The organism is Imtechella halotolerans (assembly GCF_028743515.2).
Classification (GTDB): Bacteria; Bacteroidota; Bacteroidia; order Flavobacteriales; family Flavobacteriaceae; genus Imtechella; species Imtechella halotolerans.
The window spans coordinates 390,955-403,526 of record NZ_CP117969.2 but is presented as its reverse complement, the minus strand read 5'-3'; the positions used below and the strand labels follow the sequence as shown (position 1 = coordinate 403,526).

Below are 12,572 nucleotides of genomic sequence, written 5' to 3'. Positions count from 1 at the left end.
TTCAAAAGGGATTATGCAAATATATTTTTCAAGCTATTTAGTGATCTTCATCTTGGATAGTTTCATTCTCAGATTGAAACAAATAGAGATAGGCATCACCAATAAAATCAATGATCTCTGTTGCAGTTAATGCTTCCCATCCATTTTTACCAACGGACAAGTCCCCCGCTAATCCATGCAGATAGACCCCAAAGACTGCAGCCTCAAGTGGTGAATATTTTTGAGCCATCAAACCAGCAATAATACCCGTGAGTGCATCTCCACTGCCAGCCGTTGCCATTCCCGGATTTCCAGTAGAATTAATAAACCTTTCTTTTTGGAAGATTGTTATGGTATGAGCGCCTTTGATAACAACAATTACCTTATATCTTTTACTGAACTCCCTAACTTTTTTTAGTTTTTCAAAATCATTTTTCCACTCACCCACTAACCGTTCTAACTCTTTAGGATGGGGAGTAAGAACAGAGTTTTCAGGTACACTTCTCAATAATTCCGGGTGAGAGGCTAGTATGTTTAATGCATCCGCATCAATTACGATAGGAAAACTTATTTTGGTAAGAAACTCGGAAAAGGCTCTTACAGTTTCAGCCGCTGTCCCCATCCCCATTCCTATCCCTACGGAAGAAGGGGTGAAATCATATTCTACTTGGGTAATCTTCTTCTCATTGGCATCCGTTATCACCATCACCTCAGGCATAGCTGTCTGCATAATGGTATAGCCACAAGATGGTAAAAATGAGGTCACAAGGCCAGCTCCTGAATTTAGCGCAGCCTCAGAAGAAAGTACCATTGATCCAATTTTTCCATAGCTACCACCCACCATTAAAACATGACCATAGGTCCCTTTATGGGAAAACTTATCTCTCACTTTATATAATCCTCGAGCCATGTTCTTATCCACATAAAACGAAGTAGTTTCCACAGAGGCTAAATACTCAAGATCTAATCCAATGTCTAATACCTCCCAGTTTTTGACATAGATTCCTGTTTGAGGTAAAAAGAAGACCAATTTAGGAGTCTGAAAAGAAAGGACCTGATGAGCGACAATTACAGCCTTTGGATCCTCAGGAACTCTATCCATAAATAGGCCTGAAGGAATATCAATACTTAACACAAATGAACCACTACCATTGATATGCATCAGCAACGATGCTACCCAATCCTTTGGAGCTCGATTCAGACCTATACCAAAAATGGCATCAATAACAATGTCATTAGGAGTCAATTCCGGGAAGTCCTCTTCTGTATGAATGGCTTTAGGCCATATCTTCATATTTTTTATTCCAGTAAGATTGGTAATAAAATCCTTGGAACGTTGGTCACTAAAACTAACAATATAGACTTCTATAGTATAGCCATGTTGGGCTAAAAGACGAGCGACTGCCAATCCATCACCTCCATTATTTCCAACCCCACAAAAAACATGTATCGTTACAGGTGCACCTTGCAAGCGCCCATGCAACCAGTTAAACACTTGTTTTGAAGCTCTTTCCATAAGCTCCCAACTGGACAAATGTTGCTTTTCAATTGTCAATTCATCAGCCATTCGCAAAGCTGAGGCGTTCAATATTTTCATTCTTTAAAAAAATTACGATAAATATGAATTATTTGTAAAAATAGACGAACCGTTTTTATTATTCTGTCAAAGTCCCTACTTTTGAACCTATTACAATTAATGTCTTAGTGCACAAACACAATCACATATCAAAAATAACAATCTCCGGACAATCTCCTGTCAACGGACTGTTATTTATTGGCACAGGCATTTCTACAACGATTACCCCTTTCTAGGGGTCAAGTCATTTCATATCGTCCATGCTGATGGTTTGTTTAATCAAACCAACAATTGCTATGCATTTCATCAGCTTTTTACGCACCAATAATATCTATTTATTTACCTAAGTCATCCCCTAAATAAAACCATGATGGCTTCCAAAACAAAAACCAATGAAAGTCTTAAAATTTGGCGGTACTTCAGTAGCCAATGCTGAAAACATTCGAAAAGTAATGTCAATCGTTCAAGATACCCCATCACCTGTAGTGGTAGTGGTTTCTGCACTAGGAGGAGTTACAGACAACTTACTCCTTGCCGCAAATAAAGCTGCCACACATCAAAACAATTACCTGCAACTACTTGAAGAGCTTGAGACAACACATTTGGATACTGTAAGATTACTGTTCCCTTATGATAAACAAAGCAGCGTAATTAGCCATATAAAACAACAATTCAATCATTTAGAAACTCTTCTTGAGGGAATCTCACTTTTGGGAGAAATAACAAAACGTTCCTCTGATAAAATTGTTAGTTACGGTGAACTTTTATCTGCATACCTAATCAGTGAATTTTTTATTTCTGAAGGATTAGATGCGCGCTACAAGGATACTAGAGAACTAATAAAAACCAATAGCACGTTTGGAAAAGCAGTCGTAGATTTTTCTGTTACTAATACTAACATTCATTATTTCTTTCAGAGTACTAAAAGTTCCATCACTATAGTCCCTGGATTTATATCCTCGAGCTTTAATGGGGACACCACTACATTAGGCAGAGGTGGTTCAGACTATACGGCTGCCATTATAGCAAACGCGGTACATGCTGAAGCCCTAGAAATTTGGACTGATGTCAATGGAATGTACACTGCCAATCCTAAATTGGTCAAACAAGCCAAGACCATTAAACACATATCCTATGAAGAAGCTATGGAACTTTCTCATTTTGGAGCAAAGGTGCTATATCCTCCCACAATTCAACCCGTATTAAACGCTAAAATACCAATCTACATAAAAAACACCTTTAATCCCAAAAATGCCGGCAGCTGTATATCCGAAAACACCAATGGAAAAAAATCTCCCATCAGCGGTATAAGTCACATTGAAGACATCGCACTTCTTACCATAGAAGGGTCAGGAATGGTGGGAGTTCCAGGGATATCGAAACGTTTGTTTGAAGTATTATCACAACATGAAATTAGTGTAGTTCTTATCACGCAAGCCTCTTCGGAACATTCCATTTGTTTAGGAGTCATCCAACAAGAAGCCATCATAGCTAAAGAAATTATCGATACGGCTTTTGAATATGAAATTTCAAGAGGAAAAATAAAACCTTGCCTAATGGAAAGTGATCTGGCAATTGTTGCTCTTGTGGGTGATCGTATGAAAAGTCACCAAGGATTAAGTGGTAAAATGTTCAGCGCTTTAGGAAAGAACAATGTGAATATAAGGGCTATTGCACAAGGAGCTTCAGAACGTAATATCTCAACTGTTATTGAAAATAAGGACGTAAAAAAGGCATTAAATGTCCTTCATGAACGTTTTTTCGAAGACAACATAAAACAGCTTAACCTCTATATCATGGGAGCTGGTAATGTTGGTAGTATATTCCTAGCTCAGTTACACCAACAACGCTCCTACCTTAAAGAAACTTTAAAAATCAATATACGTGTTATTGCCATTGCAAGTTCAAAAAAAATGGCATTTGACAGCAATGGTATTGACCTTTCTAACTGGAAAGAAACATTATTAAAAGGTGAGGAAACTTCTCTGAATGCTTTTTTTGAAAACGTAAAAAAACGAAACTTGAGGAACAGCATTTTTGTAGACAATACAGCAAGCGAACAGGTGGCTCAAACCTATGCATGGTATTTAAAAAATAGCATCGCGGTAGTTACATGTAATAAAATAGCATGTGCATCAGCCTATGAAAACTATGCCCATTTAAAATTTCTTTCTCGAAAATACAATGCTCCTTTTCTATTCGAAACCAATGTAGGTGCTGGATTACCCATCATTGATACGTTAAAAAACCTAATTGCTTCAGGCGATAGAGTACATAAAATTCAAGCGGTCTTATCCGGTAGTCTAAACTTTGTATTTAACAACTTCAACGAAACATCTTCTTTCAAAGAAGTGGTTAGTCAAGCAAAAGAAGAAGGGTATACAGAACCAGATCCTCGTATAGATTTAAGCGGAATAGATGTTGCAAGAAAGATTCTCATTCTAGCAAGAGAAAGTGGATATCCTATAGAGATTGAAGATATAGAAAATCATACCTTCTTACCTAAAGAAAGCCTAGAAACTCCTTCGGTAGAATCGTTTATAGAGTCCTTAGAGACTCACGCTGTGCATTTCAATCAACTTTACATGGCTGCCAAGGAAGAGGATAAACGCTTAAAATATGTGGCAACATTTAAGGAAGGAAAAGCCTCAGTTGGCTTACAACAAATCCCTAAAGAACATCCATTTTACAATCTAGAAGGAAAAGATAATATCGTTTTATTTTACACAGAGCGATATCCGGATTATCCCCTGTTGATCAAAGGTGCAGGCGCTGGAGCTGCTGTTACAGCTTCTGGAATTTTTGCCGATATTATAAGAACTGCTACCTCCTAAATTATGGAAAACATGAATGAAATACGACTATTTTGTCCAGCTACAATTGCAAATGTAGCCTGTGGTTTTGATGTATTGGGGGTATGCCTTGATACGGTTGGAGATGAAATGCTTATTCGCAAATCACCTATAAAAGGAATTCGAATTACCAAGATAACGGGTGCTAATTTGCCATTAGAAACCACAAAAAATGTAGCAGGAGTAGCCGCACAATCTTTGTTGGATAGTTTGGAATGCCCGTACGGTTTTGAGATAGAAATATACAAAAAAATTAAAGCTGGAAGTGGTATAGGAAGTAGTGCAGCCAGTGCTGCTGGTGCCGTTTTTGGAATTAATCATCTTCTTGGATCACCTTATACTCAAACCCAACTTATTGCTTTTGCAATGCAGGGAGAGGCCCTTGCAAGTGGTGCACCTCATGCTGACAATGTAGCACCAGCTCTTATGGGTGGCTTCACCTTGGTGCGTAGTTATACCCCATTAGATGTGCTGTCTTTACCCTCTCCAGAACATTTATTTGCCACCGTAATACACCCTCAAATAGAGGTGAAAACTGCTGATGCTAGAGCCGTATTAAAACAACAAATCCCTCTGGCAAAGGCCATACAACAATGGGGTAATTTAGGAGGACTCGTAAGTGGTTTATATGAAAAGGATTATGATTTAATAGCTCGTTCACTAGAAGATGTTATAGTAGAGCCTATTCGAAGTGTACTTATTCCAGGTTTTAAGGAAGTAAAAGAAGCAGCTCTAAAACAAGGAGCATTAGGATCCGGGATTTCAGGCTCAGGACCATCCATCTTTGCTTTAAGTAAAGGTAAGGAACAAGCTATAGCGGTAGGTGAAGCCATGCAACGGGTATATACTCCCATGGGCGTAGCCTTTGATATTCATATTTCAAGAATCAATTCAGAAGGAATTAAAATACTATAAACATGTACTATAAAAGTTTACAACATAAGGCACCAAAAGTTTCGTTTAAAGAGGCTGTTATACGAGGAATTGCACCCGACAAAGGACTCTATTTTCCTGAATCAATCACTCCACTGCCTCCCTCATTTTTTGAGAATATTACCTCACTAAGCAATGAGTCAATTGCGCTAGAAGTCATACAACAATTTATTGGCAATGATATTCCAATAGAAGAACTCAAAAAAATTGTATCAGAAACATTGTCATTTGACTTCCCTACGGTTAAAATTGAAGAAAGTATCTATGCCTTGGAACTTTTTCACGGTCCTACTATGGCTTTTAAGGATGTAGGAGCACGATTTATGGCTCGTTGTCTTAGCTATTTTAACCGCAATCAGAAAAACAAAGTAACTGTTTTAGTAGCTACCTCGGGGGATACTGGAGGTGCTGTTGCTGATGGATTTTTAGGGGTAAAAGGTGTTGATGTAGTGATTTTATATCCAAGTGGAAAAGTGAGTGATATCCAGGAAAAACAACTAACAACCCTAGGGCAAAACATAACAGCATTGGAAGTAGATGGAGTTTTTGATGATTGCCAGGATATGGTTAAGCAAGCCTTTCTTGATGTTGAATTACAATCTCAACAACTTACCTCTGCCAATTCTATAAATGTTGCTCGTTGGCTCCCTCAGATGTTTTATTTCTTTTTCGCCTACAAACAGCTTAAATCCATTGGAAAGGAAATTGTTTTTTCAGTTCCTAGTGGAAACTTTGGGAATATTTGTGCCGGTATGATGGCCTCTCGCCTGGGCCTACCTGTAGCTCATTTTATTGGTGCTACCAATAGTAACGACACCGTACCTCGATTTATGAAAAGTGGCATCTATAAGCAGATGGCCTCCATTCAAACAATATCTAACGCAATGGATGTAGGAAACCCTAGTAATTTTGTTCGTATTAGGCATTTGTTTAACTCCGACCTTCAATTGCTTCAAAAATGGTTCTCTTCCTTTAGTTTTTCAGATCAAGAAACAAAAGAAGCTATGAAGAAATTAATGCGTGAACACACTTATTTGGCCGATCCGCATGGAGCAGTTGGGTATTTAGGACTAAAAGAATATATGAAAACCAACACTGATTATTTGGGCGTATTCTTGGAAACAGCTCACCCTATTAAGTTTATAGACGTTGTTAAAGAAACTACGCTATGCCAACCAGAGGTCCCTCCACAAATTAGTAAGGTAATGGATGGGAAAAAATCAACTATTCGTATCGCAGATTATGGGGATTTAAAAAATTTCCTTCAAAGTAGATAGTACTTAAAAACGGCCTTTAAAAAGGCCGTTTGTTTTGTTTAATCTATTGTAGGTAAAACAAAATCGTTTAGTACACTCGACTCCTTCATCGTTTTCTCAATTGCCTCAGAGGTACGAGGAGCTCCTGCCGATAAATTCTCAGGACCATTTTTTGTAACTAAAATACAATCTTCAATTCGAACTGCTATTCCCCACCATTTAGAATCACAATCACTGTTTTCAGGTATGTAAATTCCTGGTTCTACAGTGATAACCATATTTTCTTGTAGTGGCCCATAATTACCGGCATCATGAACATCTAACCCAATATAATGAGAGGTTCCATGTGGAAAATATTGACGCGCTTCTGCTTCAGATTTTACAATTCCCAATGCCACTAACCCTTTATTGATTACCTCACGTGCAGCTTGGTCAGTAGCTCCAAAAGCATTGCCAACCTTGGCCGCTGCTATACCAGCCTCTTGGGCCCTATACACTAAATCATAAATTTCTTTTTGTTCCTTAGTAAAAGTCCCATTGGCTGGGATTGTACGAGTAACGTCCGCTGTATATCCATGGTATTCAGCTCCCAAATCCATTAATACCAAATCATTCCCTACTTTGGTTTTGCTGTTATCTATATAATGAAGTACACAACCGTTATGTCCACCTCCAACTATAGATGGATACCCTTCATATTCTGCACCATATTTTTTAAATACAAATTCATGAATACCTTGAATCTCACGTTCAGACATCCCAGGGTGCATCGCTTTCATTACCTCAACTTGACCAATAGCTGAAATCTGAATGGCTTTATTGAGCAATTTCAATTCCTCCGCTGTCTTCACCTCTCTTAAGGTAGCCATCATTTTTCCTAACTCTTGCAAATTAATTATACTTGAGGAAGACTTTTCTAACTTCAAGCTTACTTTTTGCTTCAATTCTTTACGAGTAGCAATATCAGCTTTTGCATACGAGGTTAACAACTCATCTTCCTTTAACTCAGGAAATCGCATTAAATATCTGTCAATTGTTTGCGCCACATTTGCACTATTTTCAACTTCAGTGGCTTTTATAAGTCCATATAAATTTTGTTGAGCTTGATGTGGCGGCTTATAATCTGCAAAGTTTACTTTGTTTTTAAAGGCAGCAATTAAGCTGAACAAATCTGCTTGGTTTCGTTTTGAATCACGGTAATCATCATGAAATCCATGAAAAAACACCTGACTAAATGAATTATAATCTATAGGGAAATCATGAAATTCTATCCCGTTATATACCTTAGAAAATCCTAGTTTTTGTTTTGCTCCTTCAACTCCTAGTCTATATCCATTCCACTGCTCTGCCTGTTTGTTTTTCTCCTGTACAAACAATACCTCGTTGTAGGTGTTTCCATTCTCATCCTTTTGATTCTCGGAAAACACCAATAAAGCAGCGTTTGGTTCTTTATAACCAGTCAGATAATAAAAATCAGGATCTTGATGATACACATAGTCTACATCATTCGAACGATTCCGTTCTGGATTTGCAAAAAAAACAGCAACACTACCAGTGGGCATTTGCTTGCGAAGTGCTTCCCTTCTATCTGCATGAAAAGAACTTGGTAAATAATCATCTGGTAGCGATGATTGCGCTCCCAAAACAAAACTTAATAACAGCAAAAATAAAGTAGTCACATTTTTCATAAGTATGGTGTGTGGTTGATATAGCACAAATATAGAATTTGAAATCTTTCTCCACTGTTTTCTTAACAAAATCTTTAGGACTTCGCCTTTTTCAGGTTCGCTTTACCTGCTTTTTTTCAATACCTTTGCGACACTTGCATAGCAATGCTTAAATAACATATCAACTAAAGTAAACATCGTTTACCAATGAAAAATACAGCTTTAACAGAAGTACATATCGCATTAGGAGCTAAAATGGTTCCTTTTGCTGGATTTAATATGCCTGTTCAATACGAAGGGGTAAATGCCGAACACGAAACCGTTAGAAACGGCGTGGGTGTTTTTGACGTTAGTCACATGGGTGAATTCTTAATTGAAGGTCCAAAAGCTCTTGAACTGATTCAAAAAGTTGCTACTAATGATGCTTCAACACTTACAATAGGCCGTGCTCAATACTCATGCATGCCCAACGAAAATGGTGGTATTGTAGATGACCTTATTATTTATCGAATGAAGGAAGAACAATATTTACTAGTAGTAAATGCTTCTAATATTGACAAAGATTGGGAATGGATTTCTAAGTATAATTCCTCTATTGGTGCCACAATGAGAAACATCTCTGATGAGTATTCCTTGCTAGCTATCCAAGGACCTAAAGCCATTGAGGCGATGCAGACACTTTCTTCAGTTGATTTATCTGCAATAAAATATTATCATTTTGAAGTAGCTGATTTTGCAGGTATCGACAACGTTATCATTTCTGCCACCGGTTATACAGGTAGTGGAGGGTTTGAGATCTACTGTAAAAACAGTGAGGTAGAACAAGTGTGGAATAAAGTTTTTGAAGCTGGGGCTTCCTACGGAATCAAACCTATTGGCTTGGCTGCACGTGATACATTACGTCTAGAAATGGGATTCTGTCTGTACGGTAATGATATTGATGACACCACTTCTCCTTTAGAAGCTGGTTTAGGTTGGATTACAAAGTTTAATAAGGACTTTGTAAATTCGGAAGCTTTGAAACAACAAAAAGAAGCTGGAGTCACTAGAAAACTGATAGGTTTTGAAATGCTTGAACGCGCCATCCCTCGTCATGGATATGATATTGTTGATGCTCAAGGAAATGTCATTGGAATTGTAACCTCAGGCACCATGTCTCCATCCATGGGAATTGGAGTAGGGCTAGGATATGTCCCTACGGCTTTTACTGCTGAAGGAAGTGAAATATATATTCAAATTCGCAAAAATGCAGTGCCTGCCAAGGTAGTAAAACCTCCTTTTTACAAAAAGTAAAATCTAGTGAATAAAATACTCATTTTAGGAGCCAGCGGGTTTATAGGGCAAACGCTTTATAAAGAGCTGTGCTCCTATTTTGATGTATACGGTACTTATTTTAGTCATAAATCGTTTAGAGACAATCAGCATTTCAGTCATTTCAATATGGAATACGACGGTATAGACGAATTGCTGAGCTTACGAAAACCAGATATTATTATCAGTTGCCTGCGAGGCAATTTTGATTTACAACTTGAGGTACATCATCATTTAATAAACTATATCAAAAACACACGTAAACGACTTGTTTTTTTATCTTCTTCTAATGTTTTTGACGCTTTCACTAATTACCCTTCGTATGAGTATGACAAAACCTTATCTGAAAGCAAATATGGTAGATTTAAAATAAAAATAGAGAATCAATTACTTCGTTTACCTGAATACAATTACCTTATTTTAAGGCTTCCAATGGTCTTTGGCAAACATTCGCCACGAATCAAAGAATTAAAAGAGACCTTACGAAAAGGAGAAGCCTATGAAGTCTTCCCTGACCTTGTTATGAACGTAACAACCGTAGATAGATTAGCTCAACAAGCTCATTACTTACTAAATAGGAAAAAGAAGGGCATTTATCATTTGGGAAGTGAGGACCTTATCCATCATGATGAATTTATCATTGAAGTCTGCAAATTAGCACATCTTAAGAGTCCACTATTTAAAAATGTCTATACCTCCAATTTTGACCGTTACTTAGCAGTTCTTCCAAAAGAACAACTCCTCCCAAAGCATCTACGCATAAGCTGCGACGAAGTAATTAAGGATAGTGGAGTGTAATCGAAGTTGTTCAATCTATATTTTATAAAGCGTATGGTTAAATAAATAGGTCCGTTTTAGTATATTTACCGTAGTACCTAACTAAGAGCCTTCAAATACAATTTAAGTAGCTAGCCATATGCATCATTTTAGAATTACCTTTTTTTTTCTTGTGTTTAGTCTTTTTGCCAAAGCTCAGGATTCCATTACATTTTGTCAAACACTTCACAACTCTCATCAACTAATACAGTATTATCATATAAAACCCAAACCCATCAATGACACACTATCTCAGTGGGTTTTCAATCGTTTTCTAAACAACCTCGATCCAGAATATATGTATTTCACCAATGGTGAGGTCAACAAATTAGCTCAACACAAAAATCAATTAGATGATTACATCATCAGTGCTGAGTGTTCATTTATAACAGAATTCCAAAATTCCTATGTAAATGCTTTGGAACGATCGCTACGAATTGTTCGAGCAATACAACCTGAATCTTTAGATTTTTCTGGCAAAGATAGCATTACCTTCAACCACCCAGGAAATGCGTATTACGAAGAATCTGAAGAGGACCTTACCCTTATATGGCTTAAAAAGATTCGATTTTTAATTATCCAGCACTATTTAGACAGTGAAAGTAAGACACCTTTTGAAAATGAAAAAAACATCATTTCACATCAAGTGATTCAGGAGGAACTATGTCAACTGGAGGAGAAGTTGGAACTAGCGCAAAAATCTAGCTCTATAGTGGAAAATCAGTTCTTATATGCCTTTACTAACTATTTTGATCCACATACCTCCTATTTCAACAACGCAGACAAAAGTTCCTTTGAAGAATCGGTCTATGATGATTATGAAACTACTGGTTTATACTTTGAACGCACCAATGGCAAAGTGTATGTTTCCTATATTCAACCTGGGAGCTCAGCCTGGAAACTCAACTCTTTTGAAGCAGGAGACGAAATTCTTCGACTAGCCTCTGAGCAAGAAGTCTTAGAACTTGGTTGCGTTTCTGATGAAACTTTTGCCAACTTCATATACAATCCATCACATAAACAAATTACCTTCTCAGTAAAAAAAATTAACACTTCAGAAGTCCGTCACATATCAGTAGTTAAAGAACGAACCCAAGTAATTGAGAATGTCATTGATAGTTACCTGTTAAAAGGAAATCCAACCATTGGGTACATAAAGCTCAACTCTTTTTACACAAGTGATGAATTTGGTAAGGGATGTGCCAATGATTTTAAAGATGCCCTTATGGCTCTGGAACCGCAAAACCTTGAGGCTCTAATTCTAGATTTAAGAAATAATGGAGGTGGCTCAATGGATGAGGCCGCGAAGCTGGTTAGTCTCCTTATAAATAAAGGCCCCATTTCAATACTCAACCATAAAAATAATGATAAAAAAGTTATACGTGATTTTAATAGTGGTCGCATTTTTGACAACCCATTAATCGTTTTGGTGAATGAAGAAACTGCTTCAGCATCAGAGTACACAGCCGCTGCTTTACAAGATCACAGTGCGGCAATAATAATAGGAACTCCTACATTTGGGAAAGGCACTTCCCAACAGTTATTTTATATTGGGAAAGACGAGGGTTCAATGGGTTATGTAAAAATCACTAGTGAAAAAATGTATCGCATCAATGGAACTACATTTCAACAACAAGGAGTAGTTCCCGATATTTCCATAGTATCTCTGTTTTCAAACTTGAAAAATGCCGAACGCAACTACAATAATAGCATTCCTCCTGACACCATTATAAAAAACACCTATTTTAAATCACCCGCTCCGCTAAATCTTACGGCGGTGTCTAAAAAAAGTGAAGCGCGTCAAAAATCACAATCTGAATTTCAAATCATCCGCCAGATTAATGATTCCTTAGTTCGTCTATCCACTCAAAAGCAAGTATACCCACTAAGTATGGTGGGAATGCTAAAACGTAAAACTGCCTACGATAAAATCTGGGAACTATCAGACCAAACAACTTCTCCAACCAAAGGTTTTACCATAGAATATTCTAAAGAAATGGAGAAGAAATTAAAACATAACGAGGAGTTAAGTAAACAATATACTCTTAAGGTTAAGGAATTAAATGAAGACTTTCAACTTATAGAAACCTACAGAATCATTACGGATTTTCTTGAAGAAAAAAAGTGATTTTTAGGCCGGATGTTTTCATTAGTACCAAAACCATTTTATATTTGCATAAAA

At 37.2% G+C, this 12,572-nt stretch carries 8 protein-coding genes; 6 read left to right on the top strand and 2 right to left on the bottom strand.

What is annotated here, in order from left to right:
- Window positions 1-37 precede the first annotated feature (37 nt).
- Window positions 38-1,576: a bifunctional ADP-dependent NAD(P)H-hydrate dehydratase/NAD(P)H-hydrate epimerase gene (locus PT603_RS01880; RefSeq protein WP_008238586.1), complete on the bottom strand. Its 1,539-nt coding sequence runs from the start codon at window positions 1,574-1,576 to the stop codon at window positions 38-40.
- 371 nt (window positions 1,577-1,947) lie between these two features.
- Between PT603_RS01880 and thrA the strand changes: the two genes are divergently transcribed.
- From thrA to thrC, 3 genes are read left to right on the top strand one after another with little or no spacing between them, the layout of a single operon-like run.
- A complete protein-coding gene (gene thrA / locus PT603_RS01875) occupies window positions 1,948-4,389 on the top strand; it encodes a bifunctional aspartate kinase/homoserine dehydrogenase I (RefSeq protein WP_008238585.1) in 2,442 nt (813 codons plus the stop codon).
- Window positions 4,390-4,401: 12 nt separating this feature from the next.
- Complete coding sequence (locus PT603_RS01870) at window positions 4,402-5,322, top strand: homoserine kinase (RefSeq protein ID WP_040488652.1); 921 nt, start codon at window positions 4,402-4,404, stop codon at window positions 5,320-5,322.
- Window positions 5,323-5,324: 2 nt separating this feature from the next.
- Window positions 5,325-6,617 (top strand): threonine synthase, encoded by a 1,293-nt coding sequence (gene thrC, locus PT603_RS01865; RefSeq protein ID WP_008238583.1) that lies wholly within the window; start codon window positions 5,325-5,327, stop codon window positions 6,615-6,617.
- Between the two features lie 38 nt (window positions 6,618-6,655).
- Here the strand turns inward: thrC and PT603_RS01860 are convergent, their stop codons facing one another.
- Entirely contained in the window at window positions 6,656-8,284 is a 1,629-nt protein-coding gene (locus tag PT603_RS01860) for an aminopeptidase P family protein (RefSeq protein ID WP_008238582.1), read from the bottom strand.
- 186 nt (window positions 8,285-8,470) lie between these two features.
- Here PT603_RS01860 and gcvT point away from each other — a divergent pair, with 186 nt between their 5' ends.
- From gcvT to PT603_RS01845, 3 genes are all read left to right on the top strand, one after another.
- Window positions 8,471-9,556, top strand: a complete 1,086-nt coding sequence (gene gcvT / locus PT603_RS01855) for a glycine cleavage system aminomethyltransferase GcvT (RefSeq protein WP_008238581.1) — start codon at window positions 8,471-8,473, stop codon at window positions 9,554-9,556.
- A gap of 6 nt (window positions 9,557-9,562) precedes the next feature.
- Window positions 9,563-10,372 (top strand): sugar nucleotide-binding protein, encoded by an 810-nt coding sequence (locus tag PT603_RS01850; protein ID WP_008238580.1) that lies wholly within the window; start codon window positions 9,563-9,565, stop codon window positions 10,370-10,372.
- Between the two features lie 118 nt (window positions 10,373-10,490).
- A complete protein-coding gene (locus PT603_RS01845) occupies window positions 10,491-12,518 on the top strand; it encodes a carboxy terminal-processing peptidase (protein WP_008238574.1) in 2,028 nt (675 codons plus the stop codon).
- The last annotated feature ends 54 nt before the right edge of the window (window positions 12,519-12,572 follow it).

Bases quoted from the DNA above. Each gene is read 5' to 3' on its own strand.
- PT603_RS01880 (WP_008238586.1), bottom strand. From the start codon at position 1,576: ATGAAAATATTGAACGCCTCAGCTTTGCGAATGGCTGATGAATTGACA.
- thrA (WP_008238585.1), top strand. From the start codon at position 1,948: ATGAAAGTCTTAAAATTTGGCGGTACTTCAGTAGCCAATGCTGAAAAC.
- PT603_RS01870 (WP_040488652.1), top strand. From the start codon at position 4,402: ATGAATGAAATACGACTATTTTGTCCAGCTACAATTGCAAATGTAGCC.
- thrC (WP_008238583.1), top strand. From the start codon at position 5,325: ATGTACTATAAAAGTTTACAACATAAGGCACCAAAAGTTTCGTTTAAA.
- PT603_RS01860 (WP_008238582.1), bottom strand. From the start codon at position 8,284: ATGAAAAATGTGACTACTTTATTTTTGCTGTTATTAAGTTTTGTTTTG.
- gcvT (WP_008238581.1), top strand. From the start codon at position 8,471: ATGAAAAATACAGCTTTAACAGAAGTACATATCGCATTAGGAGCTAAA.
- PT603_RS01845 (WP_008238574.1), top strand. From the start codon at position 10,491: ATGCATCATTTTAGAATTACCTTTTTTTTTCTTGTGTTTAGTCTTTTT.